Source organism: Pseudomonas sp. FW305-20 (genome assembly GCF_058788075.1).
The window spans coordinates 1-20126 of sequence record NZ_JBYTAJ010000059.1; the positions used below are offsets into that span (position 1 = coordinate 1).

A 20126-nucleotide genomic window follows, 5' to 3' on the forward strand; every position below is an offset into this window, starting at 1 on the left:
CTGCGTCAACAGTCAGAATCGAGCCTTGTCCCTCCTCCTCCCTTCAAGTCCTACCATACAAGCGAGCCTGCTCGCGAAAGCGATCTGTCAGTCACATCAATGCTGGATGTGCTGCCGCCTTCGCGAGCAGGCTCGCTCCCACATTAGCTTTGTGTTGCACACCAAATGTAACGTCTCTCCATTAGCCACCCACTCGCCGCAGCGCTATCGTCCCCGGCAGCAGCTTTGACTCAATGGATTGAGGTAACAGCGCCATGGATGCATCCCTTCACATTTGCAAGGCAACCCCCGCCGACGCCGGCATCATCAGCCGGATCGTCGAGCGCTCCATTCGCGTGGGTTGTGCGCTCGACCATCGCAACGATCCACTCATCGTTGCCACCTGGACCCACAACAAAACCATCGAACACGTGCAGCCCTGGCTCACCGACGAGCGGTTGTACCTGAACATCGCCCTGTTGCAGGACAAACCGGTCGGCGTCGCGATGGCTGCGATCAGCGGCAAAGTGGCGTTTTGTTACGTGCAACCGGAATGGTTTCGTCGCGGGGCCGGGCAAGCGCTGGTGCGCGACCTTGAGCGCTGGTTGACCGATCAGGGTTTGCATCAGGCACGACTCAACAGCACCCGCACCAGCGAAGCCTTTTACCGTCATCTGGGTTACCAGCCTTGCGCTGAAACCTTCGCCGTAGCCGGGCTCCACGCCATTCCCATGCACAAAGCACTGCCCCCCCTTCATAGAAAGGTCAGCGGGCTTTTTGGTTTTTGAACGTCAAAAGATCGTCCGAACACGGCCCGAGCCTTCGGACGATCTTTTGATCTCAGGCCGAAGGCTCGCCGCTCAACCCCTTGATCAGCAAATCCACATTCCCTTCCAGCTCGGCCACCGGATCCTCCGCATCCACACTCAACACCACCAACCGACTCCCTGCCTCGGCAATCACCGCTTTCACCGCCTCCGACGGCTGGCGATGGTGCAACACCACCGCCACCTCATTGTCCTTGAGTGTCGCGCCCAATTGCTTGAGCGCTTCAGGTGTCCACTCGGTATCCGGCCGCGCATCGAGGCCGATCAGCTCCAGGTTGAGGCCGCCAATCAGATAGCCAAAGTGATCGCTCAGGCTCATCACGCTGAGGTTGTCGGTACTGGCCAGCCGCGCTTCGCTGTCGGCGCTGAACTTGAGCAAACGCTGTTTGAGCGCCGCCAGGTTGGCCTCGATCTTCGGCTTGGCCTCGGGCGCCAGGCGCACCAGGTCCGCCGCCATCACGTCCGCCATCCGTCCCATGTTGTTGCTGGAAAACCACGGCTGACTGTTCAACCCATCGACCTTGTTGCCAGGCTGCACGGCGATGCCGGGCAGGGCGCCGTCCACCGGGCGCGCGGCGTCGACCTCGACGATGCGGATGTTGCTACGCCGGGAGATCGGGTAAAGCGGATCATCCGCCCACAGCGAACGCAGACCAATCACCGCATCGGCGTCGATCGCCAGTTTGGCCAGCGCCGGAGCGCCACGTCCCGTGAAGTACGCGGTCTGACGGCTGCCGGGCAGGTTCGCCGGCGCGGCACGTTCGAGGTTGACGTCGGTGCCCTTGAGCAAGACTTCGCCCAGACCATAAGTGATCGGCAAGGACGCCAGCACGCGCAACGGTTTGGCGCTGTCAGTTGCAAAGCTTGTGTTGACCAGCCCGCACAGGGCTACGGCCAAGGTCAATTGACGCAGAGTAAAAGACATTTATCCGAGATTCCCTTTCAGGCTGGGGACAACGCCACGGGCAATGGCGGCGAGAGCGAAGGCGATACCAGCCACCAGAATGATCGCGGCGCCGGACGGGATAGGCAGGTCGAAGACAATCGGCGCGAGAATCCCGCACAGCGTGCTGACCGTAGCGATCAGTACCGAACACCAGAAGAAGCCCTTCAGCGACTGACTCAGCAATCGCGCCGCTGCCGCCGGAATCACCAGCAGGGCACCGACCAGAATCGCGCCGATGACTTTCACCGCCGCCACGGTGATCAGGGTCACCAGAATCACAAACAGGTAATCCAGGGTCTTCACCGCCACGCCACGGACCGCCGCCAGTTGCGGATTGAAACTGGCCAGCATGATGCGGTTATACAGCGGCAAGGCCAGGGCCATGACCAGCGAACCGACGATGGCCAACACCAGCAGGTCATTGCCGTTGACGGTCAGCACCGAACCGAACAACACGTTTTCGAGGATGTGAACGTTGATCTTGCCCGCCAGAATCAGCAGCAGACTGGCACCCAGCGCCAATGACACGGAAAGGAACACGCCGATCAAGGTATCCGGCGCCAGACCCGTGCGGTTGCGCAGGTAGTTCAGCAAGATGCCGAACAACAAGCAGTAGCCGAACAGGCTGCCGTAAGGCCCGGTGTAGGGTTCGCCCAGCAAAATGCCGATGGCTACGCCGGTCAGCGCCGCGTGGCCCACCGCTTCGGAGAAAAACGCGAAGCGCTTGACCACCACCAGTGTCCCCAAACCGCCCAGCACCGGGCCGATCAGCAAGCCGGCAAGCAATGCATTGACCACGAATCCATAGGCCAGCGCCTCGGGTAGATAACCCGACGAGGCCCAACCCTGGACCATCAAACGAAAGGCTTCATAACTCATTGCACAGCGCTCCGTGGATGAGTGGAGAACAGGGTCAGCAGGCATTCCGGGGTCAGAGCCTGTTTCGGCGTGGCATCGAACAGCACCCGGCGATTGAGCCCGGTGACGCGATCCGCCAGACGACCCACGGCTTCCAGATCATGCTCGATCCACAGCACGGTGATGCCGCTCTGGCGCCAGTCACCGAGCAGCCGTTCGAACACCTGAATGCCGGCCTCGTCGAGCGCCGACATCGGTTCATCCAAAACCAACAATTGCGGCACCGGAATCAATCCTTGAGCCAGCAATACCCGTTGCCGTTCACCACCCGACAACGCACCCATGCGCCGCTTGCGTTTGTCCTGCATGCCGACCCGTTCCAGGGCTTCGCCAATGGCGGCGGCGTAGTGTTTGCTCAAGCCGAGGAACGCCGGACGCCGCTGGCACATCGCAGCCATGAAATCATCGACGGTCATCGGCAACCCCCGATCGAATTCCAGGGCTTGAGGCACGTAACCGATGGTTCCCGGTGTGCCGGGCCATTGCAGGCTCAAGCGACCCTGATGCGGCATCTGCCCAAGCAAGGTCTTGATCAGCGAACTCTTGCCGCCACCGTTGGGGCCGACCAGTGCATGCACGCTGCCGGGCTGAACCTGGAAGGTCACGTTGTCGAGGATTGTCGTGCGGCCCAGCGTCAAACTGACCTGCGCAAAATCCAGCGTCGGCCCCGAAACCTGTAGGAGTGAGCCTGCTCGCGATTGCGGTGTGTCATTCAAGGATGATGGCGACTGACTGGACGCCTTCGCGAGCAAGTCGAATCGTCGCACCGCCGCTCCCACAGGGGATTCGGGATCAGTCAGGGAGGGGGTTTGTGCGGTGATGGTTTCTTTCGCGGTCATTTCCCCGACTCCTGAATCGCCCTAACCACCGTGTCGAGGTTGCCGGTCATTTCCTTTTCGTACTTGTCGGCGGTGTATTCGCCATACGAAATGTGCGACAGCGGGTACAGCTTCACCCCGGACTCTCGCTGGATGGTGTCGACGTAGCTGGACGGGAAATCCATCTCCGAGAAGATGACTTTCACGTCCAGTTCGCGCAGTTGATCGATGGTCTTTTTCAGCTGGCTCGGGCTCGGTTCGATGCCGTGAGCCGGTTCGACCACGGCCGTCACTTCCAGGCCGAATTCGCGCAGCAAATAGTCGTAAGCCGCGTGAACCGTGGCTACTCGCAGTTCGGCGTTCGGTGCCTGGGTCAGTTTCGCCAGGGCATCGGCGCGCATCTGCCGCAGGCGCTTGCCGTAGGCGCGGGCGTTCTGGGTGTAGGTCTTGGCGTTGGCCGGGTCGAGCTTGCCCAGTTCCCGGGCGATGTTGTTGACCTGGGCAATCGAGGCACTGATCGACAGGAAGGTGTGCGGGTTTACGACCTTGCCGGCACCGCGAGCGGCGGTGCCGGTGGCGGCCAGCAACGGCACGTTTTCGTTGGCTTCGATCACCGGGATTTTCGGGGTTTCGCTGGCGCCGATCATGCGGTCGGCGAAGTCGTCATGGCCGACACCGTTGAGCACGACCACGTCCAGCCCGCTGATGCGCTTGATGTCTTCGGCGCGAGGCTCGTAGGCATGCGGGTTGAAACCGGCCGGAATCAGCGGCACCACCTCGGCCTTGTCACCGACGATGTTCGCCACGTAGCTGTAGTAAGGGTGCAGGGTGATGCCGATGCGCAGGCGCTTGGCTTCGTCGGCACTGGCCAGCGGAGTCAGCAGGCAAGCCAGTAAGCCGACCAATATCAGGCGCAAGAAACAACGTTGAGATGAAATAGGCATGGGAAAGCGGTCTTCTCTCGGGTGAAGGCGAGGGTTCAGTGCCGGTGCTGGCGTGTCACGCCGGCATCGAATTGCGCGACGATCTGCTGCCAGCCCGCGCTTTCCAGCGCGGCGTCGGTGAGATCGGTCGGGGCCGCGAGGGCGTTGCCGCGGTTGAGCCAGACGTCCGGCGCATCGTCGTCAGCGCTCAAGCGCATCAGAAACGAACCCGCCACGGTGGGCGCCTGGCTCTGGCCGAAGTAAGCCTTGGCGTCGAGCAATTGCCAGGCATGACCGCCGCGGCTGACCGAACTGGCGTCCTGGGCGAACGGCGCAAAACCCTCATCGGCGAGGGCGGCAGGGGCGGGTAGCGCCTGTTGCTCCTGACGTAACAGATGAATTTCGTCGAGCGTCACCCGCAGGTCGGCGTAGATGCCTTGCTCGGACGCGCTCAAGTCACGACGGGCATCCAGTTGATGGCTGCCAACGCTGCTGACTTCCTGGGACTCACCGCGCCATGCGACCACCGAGCCGGCAACCGCAAGGATCATCAGGCACAACAGCAACACAAAGAGGGTTTCATGACCGGCACCGGCCGGACGGACGACTTGCGTGGTTGGCGTACTCATGGGGCTTCGATGTCCGCTTGGTCGATCTCGACGACGTGGCCAGGGCCGGCATCGAACAGCACATAGAACTCGGCGCCGGGCTTCTTGAAAGTCAGGGTCGAATCGGCGCCGAGCTTGCCCGGCACCAGGATGGTTTCGTCGTAGCCGATCACGTCCAGGGTCACCCCCGGCGCGCCGCTGCCGTCGGAGAAGCCGCCGGTGCATTTGATCTGCTCGGCGTCGATGGCTTTGCATTCGCACATCGGGTTGTGGGCCAGAGCGCTGGCGCTGAAACCGGCGCAAAGCAACAGCAGCGCGGCGCTCAACGGACGTAAAGCGTTAATCATGGTTTGCCTCCTTGTTGATTCAGCCAGGCGAGGGTGGCCGGGGATGCCTGGCTCAGGGGGATGGAGGCCTGGTGCATGGCGCCATCCCAGCCTTCCATGGTGATCCACAGTTCGGCGTCGGCTTTGGTCTTCTCGGGAATCGGCAACATCGCGCCCATGCGATACGGCGTGCCGAAGAAAATCACCCCGGCGGCGCGCAGGCTGCGCGGTTTGCCAATGCGCAGGTACGTCGCCTTGACCTGATCGCGGCAGCTGTCGCACAACGCCGCGTTGAAGCTCTTCATGTAGCCGGCCGGACCATCGAGGGTCGGGGCGTCGTTGCGCAACTCGGCCAGGCGCAGGCTCCAGGGCCCCACCTGAACCTCGCCGATTTCCCGCTCGCCCAGGCCGGTGTCACCGCGAAACAGCGCAGCATCGGCGAAGTACTTGGGCATGAACCCCAGCGGCACCAGCAACAGCAGAACGTTGATGTGGAAGCGCCATTTGTGCCAGAAACGGCTCAGTTTCGAGCCCGGTTTATCAGCGATGAACAGACTCATTGGCTGACCTCCGTGGCTTCATGGCTCGCAACCGCAGCAGCCTGACTGCGCGGGCGTTTATGGTTGCGCTTGAGGGCATTGGCCGTGGCCAGGGCGGTGCGTTTGGTCCAGATCAACAAGCCGCTGAGCACCATCATGCTCAGGATCAGGCCGAAGAAGAACCAGATCAGCTTGATCCAGATGCCACCGAAATCCCCGGTGTGCAGCGGACGCATGGACTCGGTTACCAGCTCCAGGCCGGAACGATCCGACAACAGGCGGGCGGCGGCGATGTCGCCGGTGTAAGGGTTGATGTCGGCGGTCTGGAACATCAGCGGATACCAACTGCGCCCACCCACCGAGAGGTAGCTATAGGCATTGGCGGGCAGGCTGACGAAGCTGTCGTCCAGGCCGGGAATACGTTCCTTGGCTTCGCGGATTGCTGTTTCCAGGCTGATCATCGGCGCTGGCGAACCGTCGGCCGTCAGCGGGACACTTTCACGCGGGACCACAGCCGTCACCGGCGCGGTGCTGATCGAGATCTGATTGTCGAACATGAACGCCTGGATCAGGAACCAGGTGCTGGTGATGGAAATCACCGCGATGAACCAGATCGACCAGATGCCGCTGAGGCGGTGAAAGTCGCCCCAGAAAATCCGGGCACCGTGACGAATGCGCAACGTCGGTCGCAAGAAGCCTTTCCAGAAGCGCTTGTAGACCACCAGCCCGGTGACCAACGAAGCCAGCAATGGCAGGCTGAGAAACGACACCAGGTACCAGCCCCAGCTATAACCGTTGGTGAACGGCACCAGCCACCAGCCATGCAGCGCACGGGTAAACGCCTTGAAATTGAACTGCGGCGCCGTGCCCTGAATGACGCCGCTATAGGGATTGACGTAAACCGTCACCGAGCGACCGTCGGGGTAGCTGACGTCCACGTCGAGGGCAAAGTGCGATTCATCGGGTCGGCTGATGGCCTCAACCAGAGTATTGGGCTCAGCCTTTTTGATCGCAGCAATGATCTGGTCATAGCTGAGCAGAGGCGCATTGTCCGAGGGTTGGCTGGCGCGCATCTGCGGGTTGGCCAGCCAGACGATTTCCTGGCTAACCACCGCCAGGGTGCCGGTCACGCACACGATCAGTACGAAAAACCAGATCGGCAATGCCAGCCAGCTATGGACCAGAAACCAGAGTTTTGAACGGGATTTCTTCGACATGATTAAAGGTCTTGTTTCGATGAGCGGGCCGTCGCTGAGGGCTTCCCAGCGATGAGGTCCATGAAAGGCCGGGCTGTGGCTTTTGCCTACGCGGGCCGACTGCATCTAGATAAGACGGATGAGCGTCGGAAATCCTGAAGGGGGAGATGAAAGAAAATGTTTCGCGATATCGTTTGGCTGTAGGCGAGTGATCCACGATCGTTCCCACGCTCTGCGTGGGAATGCAGCCCGGGACGCTCCGCGTCCCAGAAGCGGACGCGGAGCGTCCATTGAGGCATTACCACGCAGAGCGTGGGAGCGATCATTGGCTCAACCCTGCTTGAACATCTCCTGCGCCCGCTGCTCAATCTGCTCCTGAGTCAGATCTTCCTTGCGCGTGGCCAGAAACCACAGATGCCCATAGGGATCCTTCAAGGTCCCCGAGCGGTCACCATAAAACTGATCCTTGACCTCGGACACCACGATGCCGCCAGCCGCAATCGCCTGTTTGTAGGACTTGTCTACATCGTTCACATACAGATGCAGCCCCACGGACGGCGACGTGTCGGGATTGCTCAGCGGCCCCTGATCGCACGGCGTGCCAAGCATGATCGGGCAATCGCCGATGCGCAGTTCGGCGTGGCCGATGCCGCCATCGGGCATGGACAGGCGCATGACTTCGGTGGCGCCAAAGGCTTTCTTGTAGAACTCGATGGCTTCCGCCGCTTTTTGAATGCCCAGATAGGGGGTAATGCTGTGATAACCCTCGGGAATAGGTTTGACACTTATGATCGTTCTCCCTGATTTTTTTGTAGATGGAAGATTTCACTTCGCCGCTTTTCAGCAGGATCATCAAGTGTAGGCGCTGCCAAAAATGGCGATGTCTTGATTTTGATCCCCAGCATTTACCAAGTTCACAAAAAAGATCACCGCCCGCGGCTGCATCAGCACTGTTCAGCCATCAACCAAGGAGCTGCGCCCCTGGCCCGCGTTCCCCCAGCACATCGCCAAAGTTGCGCAGCGGACATGCCTCCATCGACAGACAACCACAACCAATGCAGCCATTGAGCTTGTCCCGCAGCAAGGTCAACTGATTGATCCGCTCATCCAGATCCCGACTCCACTGCGCCGACAACACCTTCCAGTCCGCCGCCGTCGGTGCTCGGTTATCCGGCAGGGACTTGAGCGCCTCGCCAATCTCCGCCAACGGAATCCCCAATCGCTGGGCTACTTTGATCAATGCCACCCGCCGCAGCACTTCCCGGGGATAACGCCGCTGGTTGCCCTGGTTGCGATTGCTTTTGATCAAACCCTTGGACTCATAAAAGTGCAGCGCCGTGACCGCGACGCCGCTGCGCGCAGCCACTTGGCCGACGGTGAGTTCCTTGTGCAGATTTTCCGAGGTGATCATCTAAAAAATGCTCCTTGACCTCAAGTTAACTCGAGGTTTTACCCTGCAGGCCTTCGGATCGCAAGATCCGGCTTACACGTCAGGGGGACTCTTCATGCAAGCGTCAGAGAAAAATCGCAGCTTCACCCAATTGATCGAATTCGAGATCGAACCCCATCAACAGCCCGCGTTGGTATCGGCACTGTCGAAACAGACCGAACGTCTGGCCCAGGACTTCACAGGATTTCTGAGTGCCAGCATCCAGGCCAGCGATGATGGCCGACGGGTGCTCAACTACCTGCAATGGCAAACACGCGAGGCGGGAGAGGCCGCGTTCCAGAGCTTTGAAAGCGGCGAGCAGGATTTCTGGCAACTGATTCGCACCCATCAGGCGAAAACCGTGACCTTTGGCTCGTTCCAGGTTCTGCACAGCCTGGAACGCAGCCACGACAACGCGCTGCACTGCAATCTGGTGGGTTAGATCGACAGCTGCATGACACGCTCGCCCTGGAGATTTTCCGTGGGCCGGCGCTTGTTCACCGCCAGTTCGCCGATCCTGATCAGTCGCGTGCGGGTTACGTTGCGGCTCAAGCCCAGCAGCGCGGCGGTGTGTACCTGGTTGTAATGGCTGAAGCGATAGGCGGCTCGCAGCAACGCGTCTTCGACTTTCTCGTGCAGCGCTCCGGCCTGTTCTTCGAAGAGCTTTTGAAAAGCCCGGTCGAGCAGAGCTTCCGCTGAGTCGTCGATGGGGCTGTGGTAATCGTCCTGACGCTCGATGCGTAGGTTCGACAGGCGCAGGTCGTCGCGTTCGATCACGCCGTTACGGCAGATCAACAGTGTGTGATGAATGACGTTTTCCAGTTCGCGAATATTGCCCGGCCAGCCGTAGCCGCGCAGTTTCAGTTCGGCCTCCTTGCTAATGGTGATGGTGCCGTAGCCGAGGCGCTGGCTGTAGGCTTCGATGAAATGCCGTGTCAGCGGCAGGATGTCGCCGGGGCGGTCGCGCAGGGGGCTTAATTCCAAGCTGACGACGTCGAGGCGGTAGTACAAATCCTCACGGAAATGCCCGGCGTTGATGGCTTTCTCCAGTTGCACGTTGGTCGCCGCCAGCACACGCACATTGATGGGAATGCTCTTGCGCGAACCCAGGCGCACCACTTCGCGCTCCTGCAATACCCGCAACAACTTGACCTGGATCGCCATCGGCAAATCGCCGATTTCATCAAGGAACAACGTGCCGCCATCGGCCTCCTCGAACCAGCCGGCCTTGGCGCTCAGCGCACCGGTGAAGGCACCTTTTTCATGGCCGAACAACTCGGCCTCCACCAGGGATTCGGAAAACGCGCCGCAGTTCACCGCCACAAATGGCCGGTTGCGCCGGGCGCTGAGGTTGTGGACATGCCGTGCCACCAGCTCCTTGCCGGTGCCGGTTTCACCGATGATCAGCACGCTGGCTTCACTGGGCGCGACTTGTCGAATATGGGCGAGCAAGGCCTGGGATCTGGGGTCTTCGAACACCTGCGCCGTGGCGCGGATCGAGGTGGCCAGGGCGGGCGAGGGCGGTAAGGTCAGCAGTTGCATGGGCAGGCTCCATGAATAGAAGGCTATGAATAGAAAGTCGGGATCGGCAGGGACATGGTTCATGGAGTGTCTGAAGCGATGACAGGTTTATAAAGGTCCAGCTTTATTCCGTAAAAGACATTAAATTAATATTAATAGATCATTTGGAGATATAAAGTGTTCTGCCTCAGCGGCGTTAGCCAAAGTCGATAGCCACTATCGAGAGCGTTGATTTCTGCAGATCGGATGCCCGGCGTAGCCTGTGTTCATTGCCTCGAACCCAGATGTCAGGACACTCACAATGAAACCTCCAATCGCTGCTTTCTTGCTGCTTGCGGTCTCCGTGCTCACTGGATGTGCCAGCCATGTTTCCCCGGAATTACGGCCGTACACCGAAGAAGAAACCAGAGAGTTGGCACTTGAGGCGTTGAATCGTCGCGGTTTGTCGTTCGACGAATACCACGCGAAAAAAGCCGAGCTGCTCGGCCAACCGCAAAAGTCGTTCAGTTTCGACAAACAAGGCGAGATGAACGCCGAACGTGCTGTACAGCTTCACGGTCGTCCTAGTTGAGCGAAAACTGTACCGCTTGAAGTTTTACGCAACTGTCCATGGGTTTCCCTGAAGGCCTGCGATAGGGTCAGTACCTGACTGACCCAATGGACTGCCACCATGACGCTCTCGCTCGATCTGCTGCTGGGCTTTGCCCTGTTTGCGCTTGTCACCTCGATCACTCCCGGCCCCAACAACACCATGTTGCTGGCATCGGGTGTGAACTTCGGTTTCAACCGCACCATCCCTCACATGCTTGGCATCACCTGCGGCTTCTTCGTGCTCGTCGTGGCGGTGGGTTTCGGCTTGGGCGCAGTGTTTCAAACCTATCCTTTGCTCTACAGCGTGCTGCGTTACGTCGGCGCGGCGTATTTGCTGTATCTGGCGTGGAAAATCGCCCATTCGGGACCGGTTTCCGAGAATGAAAAGGGCGAGAGCAAACCGATCAGCTATTTGGGCGCCGCAGCGTTCCAGTGGGTCAATCCCAAGGCCTGGATCATGGCGATCGGCGCAATCAGCACCTACACGCCCATGCAGGGTTATTTCACCAACGTGATCGTGATTGCAGCGGTGTTCGCCTTGATCAACCTGCCGAGCGTCAGTGTCTGGGCCGGCTGCGGCACGTTGTTGCGCAACGTGCTGAAGGATCGCCGCTGGTTGCGGCTGTTCAACTGGGGCATGGCCTTGCTGCTGGTGGCTTCACTGTATCCGTTGTTGGTCGAAAGCTTTAGCTGACGCATTGCTTCAACCGCTTGCCCTATGCCTGTTAAGCTCGCCTTCAGGAGCGTTCCTACGCACTTTTAAATGAAGTTGTTCTTCTTTAACGGCCTCCGATCAGGTATTTCTAACGCTCTGAACCATCGGCGCAGCTCACGAGGCTGCGTTTGGCGTTTCAGTGACGAGCCTCCTGATCCCGGAACATGCTCTGCGAGTCTTCTATGAATAAGCGTCCTCTGTATTTCGACTACGCCGCCACCACGCCGGTGGATGAGCGAGTCATCAAGGTCATGGTCGAGTGTCTGGGTTTTACTGGCAACTTCGGCAATCCGGCGTCCAGCTCCCATGCGTTCGGTCAACAGGCCCGGCAATCGGTCGAGCAGGCGCGGCAGCAGGTCGCCGAACTGGTCGGCGCCCAGCCGGACCAGATCGTCTGGACCTCCGGCGCCACCGAATCGAACAACCTTGCCCTCAAGGGCGTGGCCCAGGCCCGCGGTGTTTCTGGCGGCCACATCATCACCAGCCAGATCGAACACAAAGCGATTCTCGACACGGCAAAGCAGTTGCAGGACGGCGGTGTTGCGGTGACTTATCTGGTGCCTGACGCCGAGGGTTTGATAACCCCGCAAGCGGTCAGCGAAGCAATGCGCGAAGACACCTTTCTGGTGTCGTTGATGCTGGTCAACAACGAGTTGGGCACGGTCAACGACATCTCGGCCATCGGCGAAGTCGTGCGTGCTCGCGATGCGTTGTTCCATGTCGACGCGGCTCAAGGTGCAGGCAAAGTGCTGATTGACCTGGCCCGGTTGCCAGTGGATCTGATGTCATTTTCCGCCCACAAGATTTACGGCCCCAAAGGCATCGGCGCGTTGTACGTCGGGCCACGCGCGCAGCAGCGTTTGCAGGCGCAGATTCATGGCGGTGGTCACGAGGGCGGTTTGCGTTCCGGCACCCTGGCGACTCATCAGATCGCGGCCATGGGTGTGGCGTTCGCCTTGGCGGCCGCTTCGTTCGATGAAGAGAAAGCCACGATCGTGCGGTTGCGTGAACGCTTGCTTGAGCAATTGCTGAGCATTCCCGGGGTACGCCTCAATGGCAGTCCGACCCAGCGCATCCCTCATACCTTGAGCCTGACCTTCAGCGAAGGCGAGTTCAATTCCACGGCGTTGAGCACCTCGATCGCGTTCTCCGCGACCTCGGCCTGCAATTCCGCGAGCAATGCGCCTTCCCATGTGCTGCTGGCCCTGGGGCATGACGCCCGTTCGGCAAGTCGCACCATTCGCTTGAGTCTCGGCCGGTTCACCACCGAGCAAGACATCGACCAAGCGGTACAGCTGATTAAAGCGGCCTGCGCCAGTGCTCCGGCATTTTGGCAATAAGGTCTGAAAGTGTCGGCGTTGATCGACACTCAACAATAATGATGAAGTGATTAGCAGGAGACATGATGAGTACGCAGCCTTCGATCAATGGATCGGTGCCTCAACGCCTGGCGCAAACCCGCGAACTGATGAGCCGGGAGGGCATTCACGCTCTGTTGGTGCCGTCGGCCGACCCGCACCTGTCGGAATATCTGCCGGGTTACTGGCAAGGACGGCAATGGCTGTCGGGCTTCCATGGCTCGGTCGGCACGCTGATCGTTACGCCGGACTTTGCAGGCGTCTGGGCCGACAGTCGTTATTGGGAGCAAGCGACCAAGGAACTCAAGGGCAGCGGCATCGAACTGGTCAAGCTGCAACCGGGTCAACCCGGCCCGCTGGACTGGCTGGCCGAGCAAACCCCTGAAGGCGGCGTCGTCGCGGTAGATGGCGCGGTGATGGCCGTGGCTTCGGCGCGTACGTTGGGTAGCAAGCTCGAAGAGCGCGGCGCACGTTTGCGCACTGATATCGATGTTCTGAACGAAGTCTGGAGCGACCGTCCGACGCTGCCAAATGAACCGATCTATCAACACCTGCCGCCTCAGGCGACGGTCAGCCGCGGCGAGAAACTGGCGAAGCTGCGTGAGGTTTTGAACGATCGCGGTGCCGACTGGCATTTCATTGCCACCCTTGATGACATCGCTTGGCTGTTCAACTTGCGCGGCGGTGACGTGTCGTTCAACCCAGTGTTTGTTTCTTTCGCGTTGATCAGCCAAGAGCAGGCCACCCTGTTCGTGGCTCTGAGCAAGGTCGATACCAAGCTGCGCGCAACCCTCGAACAGGACGGCGTGACCCTGCGCGATTACAGCGAAGTGGCCGACGCCCTGCGCGCTGTGCCGAGCGGGGCGAGCCTGCAAGTCGATCCGGCGCGCGTTACCGCCGGCTTGCTGGATAACCTGGACAGCGGCGTGAAGCTGATCGAAGGCCTGAACCCGACGACGTTGGCCAAGTCACAGAAAAGCCTGGCCGATGCCGAGCACATTCGTCAGGCCATGGAGCAGGACGGCGCGGCGCTGTGTGAATTCTTCACCTGGCTGGACACCGCGTTGGGCCGTGAGCGCATCACCGAACTGACCATCGACGAACACCTGACGGCGGTGCGTACCCGACGTCCGGGCTATGTATCGCTGAGCTTCAACACCATTGCCGCGTTCAACGCCAATGGCGCAATGCCGCACTACCACGCCACCGAAGAAGAACACGCGGTGATCGAAGGCGACGGTCTGTTGTTGATCGATTCCGGCGGCCAGTACCTGGGCGGCACCACTGACATCACGCGGATGGTGCCGGTCGGTACGCCGACCGATGAGCAGAAGCGCGATTGCACGCGGGTGCTCAAAGGCGTGATTGCGTTGTCCCGTGCGCAATTCCCTCGTGGCATTCTCTCGCCGTTGCTCGATTCGATTGCCCGCGCGCCGATCTGGGCTGAAAGCGTTGATTACGGTCACGGCACCGGTCACGGCGTTGGCTACTTCCTCAACGTGCATGAAGGCCCGCAGGTCATCGCCTATCAGGCCGCTGCGGCACCGCAAACGGCTATGCAGCCTGGCATGATTACGTCCATCGAACCGGGCACTTACCGTCCGGGCCGCTGGGGTGTGCGGATCGAGAACCTGGTGTTGAACCGCGAGGCAGGTAAAAGCGAATTCGGTGAGTTCCTGAAATTCGAAACCCTGACCTTGTGCCCGATCGATACTCGCTGCCTGGAGCCGTCGCTGCTGACTGACGACGAAAAACAATGGTTCAACGCCTACCACGCCGAGGTGCGCCAGCGCTTGAGCCCGTTGCTCGACGGCGCAGCCCTTGAGTGGTTGAACACCCGGACTGCGGCTATTTGATCGGTTGGAGTTCAGGCGCTTCTTCGAGCGCCTGGCTCATGTAGTCGACGAAGGCTTTGACCCTGGCGGATTGGCGACGATTCGCCGGGGACACGGCATGAATCGGCAGCGACTGGGCGCTGTATCCCGGTAAAATCGCGGTCACGCGTCCTGCCTTCAAGTCCTCGCTGAACAGCCAGACCGGCGACAGCGAAATCCCCAATCCCCCCAGTACCATCTCGCGGATCGCCTCGGAGTTGTTGCTTTGTGCGTTGCCCTTGATTCGCACTTCGTGACGTTGTCTCTCTCTCTCGTAAACCCACAGGTTCTGACTGTTCAGCAGGTTGAACAGCAGGCAGTTGTGTCCGCGTAATTCTTCGGGCGTTTGCGGCTGGCCGTGCTGCGCAAGGTACTCGGGCGCTGCGACAGTTACTCGGTGGGTGGTGCCGATGCGGCGGGCAATCAATCCGCTGTCGTTCAACTCGCCGATCCTGAACGTGACGTCCAGCCCTTCACTGACCAGGTCCTGATTTTGATCGCTCAGTTGCAGATCAATCTGCACTTGAGGATGTTTTTTGAGGAATGCCGGCAGTCGCGGAGCAATCTGTAAACGCCCGAAACTCACGGACGATCCGACTTTCAGGTTGCCGGCGACAGCTTCGCGGCCGGAGTGAAAGCTGTGTTCTGCGGCGTCTACGGCCGCCAGGATATGTCGACATTCGCTGTAGTACCGCTGACCTTCGTCGGTCAGGGATAGTTGTCGTGTGCTACGAGAAATCAACTTTCCACCCAGCTCAGTTTCCAGTGCTCGCAGCACTTTGCTGATGGTCGGCTGGCTGGTTTGCAATTCCCGGGCGACGGCAGAAAAGCTGCCACGTTCGACAACGCGAACGAAGATCGCCATTGCATTGAGTTTGTCCACGGGGTTTCTCATTGATGCCAAATGGGCATGGTCACTATAGCTATATAGCGTCTTATCGGCATGAGTGAACGGGAGGAGGATTTATCCCACAGCCACCTCTGACGGGAAATTGCGAAATGACTGACTCACTTGAAATTCGCGCTCTGATTGTTGACTCGGCCAACGGGCCTTTACGCTTGGCTTCCGTTCCACGGCCTGTGCCTGAGGCCGGTCAAGTATTGGTCAGGATCAAGGCCAGTGGGGTGAACCCTTTGGATGGAAAGATTCGCTCGGGTCAGGCTGCTCATGCGCGTCAGTCATTGTCGGCGGTATTGGGTATTGATCTCGCGGGAACAGTGGCGGCATTGGGGGAGGGTGTCAGTGAATGGCTGCCGGGGGATGAGGTCTATGCAATGGCCACCGGTATTGGCGGTGCGCAGGGTTCACTGGCTGAATACGCCGCCGTCGATGCACGACTGCTGGCACGCAAGCCAGGCAATCTGAGCATGCGCGAGGCGGCTGGGTTGCCGTTGGTACTGATTACGGCGTGGGAAGGGTTGGTGGATCGTGCGCGGGTGCGGGCGGGTCAGAAAGTGCTGATTCACGGCGGTGCGGGCGGTGTCGGGCATGTGGCTATACAAATTGCCCGGGCTTTCGGTGCTGACGTATTTGCCACCGGGTCGGCCGGGAAGCAGGCGATCATCGAAGGGTTCGGTGCGACGTTTATTGATTATCGAAAATCTTCGGTTGAGGAGTATGTGGCTGAGCACACGGCGGGGGAGGGCTTCGACATTGTCTACGACACGGTGGGGGGTGAGACGCTGGACGCTTCATTCAAGGCTGCTCGGGTCTACGAGGGGCATGTCGTGAGTTGTCTCGGATGGGGGCAGCACAGTCTGGCGCCGCTCTCGTTTCGTGGGGCGACTTATTCTGGAGTGTTTACCTTGTTGCCGTTGCTGACTGGCAAGGGGCGTGAGCATCACGGGGAGATACTTAGGGAGGCTGCGCGGTTGATCGAGACGGGTCAGCTGAAACCGTTGCTCGACCCTCGGCAGTTCACGCTGCAAACCGCCGAGGCCGCCCATGAGCTGCTCGTTTCGGGAGCTGCGCAGGGGCGGTTGGTTGTCGAGATCTAACTCAGGGCTTCAACGACGAAGTCCAGGCGATCCTGACCGAAGTACAGCTGATTATCGACAAACATGCTCGGGGCACCGAATACACCCCGTTGCACTGCTTTCTCTGTGTTGTCCTTGAGAGTGGCTTTGACTTCCTCGTCGGCGGTCAGGGCCAGGACTTCATTTGGATCGAAACCGTTCTGTGTCAGTACTGACGCGACGGTCGCCAGATCATCGAGGCTGCGGCCTTCAACCCAGAGGGCGTGAAACAGGCAATCGATGAATGCCTGAAAGCGTTCAGGATGGCGCAATTGCATGCCGGTGACGGCGCGCATCAGCATCAGGGTGTTGATAGGAAAGTGGGGATTGAACTTCAGTGCCACGCCATAGCGCTTGGCGTAGCGGTCCAGATCTTGAAACATGTAGCGACCCTTGGCGGGGATAGCCGCGGGGGAGGCGTTACCTGTGGCTTTGAAGACGCCGCCCAGCAAGATGGGTATGTAGATCAACTGGCTGTCGGTCTGCTCACAGATCTTCGGTAGCTGGGTATAGGCCAGGTAGGTGGCGGGGCTGCCGAGGTCGAAGTAGAACTCCACGGTTTTGCTCATGGTCGATGCGCTCTGTTTATTATTGTGGGGGAGGGCTTACCAGCGTTCGCTCCAGGGGCGCAGGTCCAGCTCGAAGGTCCATGCATCACGGGGCTGGCTGTGGAGATACCAGTAGTTCTCGGCAATGTGCTCTGGATTGAGAATGCCGTCCTGGTCCTTGGTCGCGTACTTTTCGGGGAAGCTCTCGCGGATAAAATCGGTATCGATGGCACCGTCGACTACAACATGGGCGACGTGAATGTTCATCGGCCCCAGTTCACGCGCCATGCTTTGCGCCAAGGCACGAATCCCGTGCTTGGCGCCGGCGAACGCCGCAAATCCTGAGGCCCCACGCAGGCCGGCGGTAGCACCGGTGAACAAAATAGTCCCGCGTTGACGCTTGGCCATGCGCTTGGCCACTTCACGAGCGTTGAGGAATCCTGAGAAACAGGCCATTTCCCAGATCTTGAAATATTTGCGCGCGGTTTCTTCGAGAATGCTGCAAGGCACATTGGCGCCGATGTTGAAGACGAACGCTTCGATTGGGCCGATCTGGCTTTCGATCTGCTCAACCAACGCAATCACGTCCTCTTCCTTGCGCGCATCGCAGGCAAACCCGTGGGCTTCACCGCCATCGGCCTTGATGGCGTCCACCAGCGGCTGGAGTTTGTCCGCGCTGCGGCGGGTGACACACGCCACAAATCCTTCCTGCGCAAAGCGCTTTGCAATTGCGCCGCCAGTGGCATCCCCTGCACCGACAACCAGTACGACCTTCTTGTTATTCATGGGTAGATCCCTTTGCTAAACGATCGTTAACTAAACGAACGTTATGCTACGATCCGGCAAGCGTCAAGGCGATCAATCCTGAGGGCAAGGCAATGCGTTACTCGGCCAATCACAAACTGGAAACCAAAGAGAAACTACTTGAAAGCAGTGCGGTGTCGGCCAAGAAGTCGGGTTTTTCAACGGTAGGCGTCGATGGTTTGATGAAGGCGATCGGCTTGAGTGGCGGGGCTTTCTACAGTCACTTTTCGTCAAAGGATGAGCTGTTCGCTTCAATCGTCGAGCGTGAACTGTCTCAAAGCCTGGAGCGGTTAGGGGTAGACCTGAATCCTGAGAAGTTCCAGCGCTGCCTGAAACACTACCTGAGCATGGCCCATGTCGAGCATCCGGAATCGGGTTGTGCTTTGCCGGCATTAGGGGCCGAGATTGCACGTTCAGACGTGATGATTCGTCAACAAGCGGAGAACTGGATTTGTCGGCTTCAGAAGAGTTGGGCACAAGTTCTGGAAAGCGACAGCCTGGCCTGGGCGATTCTGTCGCAATGTATCGGTGCGTTGGTTATTGCTCGAATGCTGGCCACGCCGGACATTCAGCGTGCGGTCCTGAAATCCAGCTACGATGAGATTGGCCGCCAGATCGCAGGTCCACGAACGTGACAAGGCGGCATCGATCTATTTGCAGATGACGATCATGCTGCGGCTGGTATAGCCGGCAGGGTTGAGGCCGAACGGGTAATCGCCTGGTTCTTCCACAGTGTCCCCTGACTTGGCGATGACCTTGTAACCTTTTGGAGCGCACGAGTTGGCGGCGCTGGTGTAGCACTTGTCCCAGGATGATGACAGCCCGGAACAGTTGATATGCAGCCCTCTCTTGCCGTGTTTTACCTGGGTTTTCGATGTCGCCGCGCAGCCCGCAACCGCAAGTACGGCGATCAATACCAAAATTCGTTTCATTACTGTCCTTATAGCGTTCCCGGATCTTTGCGCCCGGGTCTGGCTGCATTCGCTTTCGCTTGAAGCGTTCTGATATCCCTATCTGAAAAAATCCATGTCTGACACTGGGTTATGGGTCTAAACATGGCCTAATTGCGCGACAAATACCAGACCCTCGTCAAATCCTGGCTCAATCTGCAGTGACAGCAGGCTTGGCTGCACTCCCCATCGTCATGGTCGCGCCTATGGAGGCCAGAATGATGCAGATGATGGCCATCCATTGTGACAATGAAAGGTACTCCTGCAGAAACAACAGGCCTGACAGCGCTCCGATCGCAGGTTCAATGCTCATCAATGTACCGAATGTCCGGGTAGGGATGCGGGTGAGGGCGACCATCTCCAGCGTGTAGGGCACTGCGGTAGATAGAATGGCGACAGCGATGGCCACTGGGATCAGTGAGGGAGTGAGTAGTGCGGCACCAGCATGGACGATGCCGATAGGGGCTACAAAAAGTGCCGCAATCATCACCCCCAGTGCCGCGGTCTGCACGCCATTGTCGGCACCGGCCTTTTGGCCGAACAGAATGTACAGCGCCCAGCAGACACCTGCGCCCAATGCATAACCGGCGCCTACCAGATCAATCCCCGCGGTTGTTTCTCCCATAGGTATTAACAGTAGCAAGCCGACGGCTGCCAGGGCGATCCACAAAAAGTCGATCGCGCGACGTGAGGCGTAGATGGCTACCGCCAGTGGACCGGTGAATTCCAGCGCAACCGCGATACCGAGGGGGACGGTTTGCAATGACATATAGAAGAGGAAGTTCATGCCGCCCAACGCCATTCCGTAGACGATGACGGTGCGCAAGGATTTCGCGGTGAACTTCGCTCGCCAGGGGCGCAGTATCAGCATCATGATCACGCTGGCGAAGATCAGCCTCAGTGTGGTGGTTCCTTGCGCGCCGATAATGGGGAACATGCTTTTAGCCAGGGAGGCTCCTGACTGGATTGATGCCATGGCTATCAATAGCAGGCCAACCGAAAACAGAGTCGAGGCAAGGCTGCGAGGTTGGTCATTCATGGCGTGGCATTGTCCGAAGTAGGAAACGAGAGTGGTATTGGGCAATATACTGCGCATTCATGGCGGGCGCGTCTATATATAAGCTGTGATTTTGGCCGTCCTTATAGAAAAGCGTAATTAAGGATTGACGGCAGATTCTGGAAGTCTATAATTCGCCCCACTTCCGGCGCAGTCGAAACGGAAAACTCCTTGGTAAACAAT

The 20126-nt window shown here is 59.2% G+C and carries 24 protein-coding genes; 8 read left to right on the forward strand and 16 right to left on the reverse strand.

Annotated features, from left to right (window positions below; translation table 11 throughout):
- Positions 1-254: 254 nt before the first annotated feature.
- The gene (locus tag AC3WP4_RS27830) at positions 255-767 is read left to right on the forward strand and encodes a GNAT family N-acetyltransferase (protein ID WP_102616728.1); all 513 of its coding nucleotides are present in this window, start codon (positions 255-257) and stop codon (positions 765-767) included.
- 52 nt (positions 768-819) lie between these two features.
- On the opposite strand, the gene AC3WP4_RS27835 is transcribed toward AC3WP4_RS27830, so the two are convergent.
- From AC3WP4_RS27835 to soxR, 10 genes are all read right to left on the reverse strand, one after another.
- Entirely contained in the window at positions 820-1731 is a 912-nt protein-coding gene (locus AC3WP4_RS27835) for a metal ABC transporter substrate-binding protein (RefSeq protein WP_102616727.1), read from the reverse strand.
- Entirely contained in the window at positions 1732-2631 is a 900-nt protein-coding gene (locus tag AC3WP4_RS27840) for a metal ABC transporter permease (protein ID WP_003226663.1), read from the reverse strand.
- Positions 2628-3509 carry a metal ABC transporter ATP-binding protein gene (locus AC3WP4_RS27845; protein WP_102616726.1) on the reverse strand — a complete coding sequence of 294 codons (882 nt, stop codon included), beginning with the start codon at positions 3507-3509 and terminating at the stop codon, positions 2628-2630. The genes AC3WP4_RS27840 and AC3WP4_RS27845 overlap by 4 nt, the downstream gene beginning before the upstream one ends.
- Entirely contained in the window at positions 3506-4432 is a 927-nt protein-coding gene (locus tag AC3WP4_RS27850) for a metal ABC transporter substrate-binding protein (protein WP_074878726.1), read from the reverse strand. The genes AC3WP4_RS27845 and AC3WP4_RS27850 overlap by 4 nt, the downstream gene beginning before the upstream one ends.
- A gap of 35 nt (positions 4433-4467) precedes the next feature.
- Positions 4468-5040, reverse strand: coding sequence for a DUF6162 family protein (locus AC3WP4_RS27855; RefSeq protein ID WP_074878725.1), 573 nt, complete (start codon positions 5038-5040; stop codon positions 4468-4470).
- Entirely contained in the window at positions 5037-5366 is a 330-nt protein-coding gene (locus AC3WP4_RS27860) for a hypothetical protein (RefSeq protein WP_074878723.1), read from the reverse strand. Before AC3WP4_RS27860 ends, AC3WP4_RS27855 begins: the two co-directional genes overlap by 4 nt.
- On the reverse strand, positions 5363-5905 hold the full coding sequence (locus tag AC3WP4_RS27865; protein ID WP_102616725.1) for a PA2404 family protein: 543 nt from the start codon (positions 5903-5905) through the stop codon (positions 5363-5365). Before AC3WP4_RS27865 ends, AC3WP4_RS27860 begins: the two co-directional genes overlap by 4 nt.
- Positions 5902-7101 carry a PepSY-associated TM helix domain-containing protein gene (locus tag AC3WP4_RS27870; protein WP_102616729.1) on the reverse strand — a complete coding sequence of 400 codons (1200 nt, stop codon included), beginning with the start codon at positions 7099-7101 and terminating at the stop codon, positions 5902-5904. The genes AC3WP4_RS27865 and AC3WP4_RS27870 overlap by 4 nt, the downstream gene beginning before the upstream one ends.
- 309 nt (positions 7102-7410) lie before the next feature.
- Entirely contained in the window at positions 7411-7869 is a 459-nt protein-coding gene (locus AC3WP4_RS27875) for a VOC family protein (protein WP_074878713.1), read from the reverse strand.
- A 172-nt stretch (positions 7870-8041) separates the two neighbouring features.
- Positions 8042-8491, reverse strand: coding sequence for a redox-sensitive transcriptional activator SoxR (soxR, locus tag AC3WP4_RS27880; protein ID WP_074878711.1), 450 nt, complete (start codon positions 8489-8491; stop codon positions 8042-8044).
- Between the two features lie 94 nt (positions 8492-8585).
- Here soxR and AC3WP4_RS27885 point away from each other — a divergent pair, with 94 nt between their 5' ends.
- Entirely contained in the window at positions 8586-8951 is a 366-nt protein-coding gene (locus tag AC3WP4_RS27885) for an antibiotic biosynthesis monooxygenase (RefSeq protein ID WP_074878709.1), read from the forward strand.
- Here the strand turns inward: AC3WP4_RS27885 and AC3WP4_RS27890 are convergent.
- The gene (locus AC3WP4_RS27890; RefSeq protein ID WP_102616723.1) at positions 8948-10051 is read right to left on the reverse strand and encodes a sigma-54 interaction domain-containing protein; all 1104 of its coding nucleotides are present in this window, start codon (positions 10049-10051) and stop codon (positions 8948-8950) included. The genes AC3WP4_RS27885 and AC3WP4_RS27890 overlap by 4 nt on opposite strands.
- A gap of 280 nt (positions 10052-10331) precedes the next feature.
- Here AC3WP4_RS27890 and AC3WP4_RS27895 point away from each other — a divergent pair, with 280 nt between their 5' ends.
- The 4 genes from AC3WP4_RS27895 (at position 10332) to AC3WP4_RS27910 (ending at position 14550) form a co-directional block, all read left to right on the forward strand.
- The gene (locus AC3WP4_RS27895; protein WP_102616722.1) at positions 10332-10601 is read left to right on the forward strand and encodes a hypothetical protein; all 270 of its coding nucleotides are present in this window, start codon (positions 10332-10334) and stop codon (positions 10599-10601) included.
- Positions 10602-10700: 99 nt separating this feature from the next.
- Positions 10701-11315, forward strand: a complete 615-nt coding sequence (locus AC3WP4_RS27900) for a LysE family translocator (protein ID WP_074878704.1) — start codon at positions 10701-10703, stop codon at positions 11313-11315.
- A 203-nt stretch (positions 11316-11518) separates the two neighbouring features.
- Positions 11519-12676: a cysteine desulfurase family protein gene (locus AC3WP4_RS27905; RefSeq protein WP_102616721.1), complete on the forward strand. Its 1158-nt coding sequence runs from the start codon at positions 11519-11521 to the stop codon at positions 12674-12676.
- Between the two features lie 65 nt (positions 12677-12741).
- Complete coding sequence (locus AC3WP4_RS27910; RefSeq protein WP_102616720.1) at positions 12742-14550, forward strand: aminopeptidase P family protein; 1809 nt, start codon at positions 12742-12744, stop codon at positions 14548-14550.
- Here the strand turns inward: AC3WP4_RS27910 and AC3WP4_RS27915 are convergent.
- The gene (locus AC3WP4_RS27915; protein ID WP_173860506.1) at positions 14543-15463 is read right to left on the reverse strand and encodes a LysR family transcriptional regulator; all 921 of its coding nucleotides are present in this window, start codon (positions 15461-15463) and stop codon (positions 14543-14545) included. The genes AC3WP4_RS27910 and AC3WP4_RS27915 overlap by 8 nt on opposite strands.
- A 104-nt stretch (positions 15464-15567) precedes the next feature.
- Here AC3WP4_RS27915 and AC3WP4_RS27920 point away from each other — a divergent pair, with 104 nt between their 5' ends.
- Positions 15568-16566 carry a zinc-dependent alcohol dehydrogenase family protein gene (locus tag AC3WP4_RS27920; RefSeq protein ID WP_102616718.1) on the forward strand — a complete coding sequence of 333 codons (999 nt, stop codon included), beginning with the start codon at positions 15568-15570 and terminating at the stop codon, positions 16564-16566.
- Here AC3WP4_RS27920 and AC3WP4_RS27925 read toward each other — a convergent pair.
- Positions 16563-17153: a 2-hydroxychromene-2-carboxylate isomerase gene (locus AC3WP4_RS27925; RefSeq protein WP_102616717.1), complete on the reverse strand. Its 591-nt coding sequence runs from the start codon at positions 17151-17153 to the stop codon at positions 16563-16565. The two genes, AC3WP4_RS27920 and AC3WP4_RS27925, sit on opposite strands and share 4 nt — an antisense overlap.
- A 36-nt stretch (positions 17154-17189) precedes the next feature.
- Entirely contained in the window at positions 17190-17918 is a 729-nt protein-coding gene (locus tag AC3WP4_RS27930) for an SDR family oxidoreductase (RefSeq protein ID WP_102616716.1), read from the reverse strand.
- Between the two features lie 92 nt (positions 17919-18010).
- Here AC3WP4_RS27930 and AC3WP4_RS27935 point away from each other — a divergent pair, with 92 nt between their 5' ends.
- Entirely contained in the window at positions 18011-18571 is a 561-nt protein-coding gene (locus AC3WP4_RS27935; protein WP_102616715.1) for a TetR/AcrR family transcriptional regulator, read from the forward strand.
- A 15-nt stretch (positions 18572-18586) separates the two neighbouring features.
- Here the strand turns inward: AC3WP4_RS27935 and AC3WP4_RS27940 are convergent, their stop codons facing one another.
- Complete coding sequence (locus AC3WP4_RS27940) at positions 18587-18868, reverse strand: hypothetical protein (RefSeq protein ID WP_074878687.1); 282 nt, start codon at positions 18866-18868, stop codon at positions 18587-18589.
- A 169-nt stretch (positions 18869-19037) separates the two neighbouring features.
- On the reverse strand, positions 19038-19925 hold the full coding sequence (gene rhtA, locus AC3WP4_RS27945; RefSeq protein WP_074878685.1) for a threonine/homoserine exporter RhtA: 888 nt from the start codon (positions 19923-19925) through the stop codon (positions 19038-19040).
- Between the last annotated feature and the right edge of the window lie 201 nt (positions 19926-20126).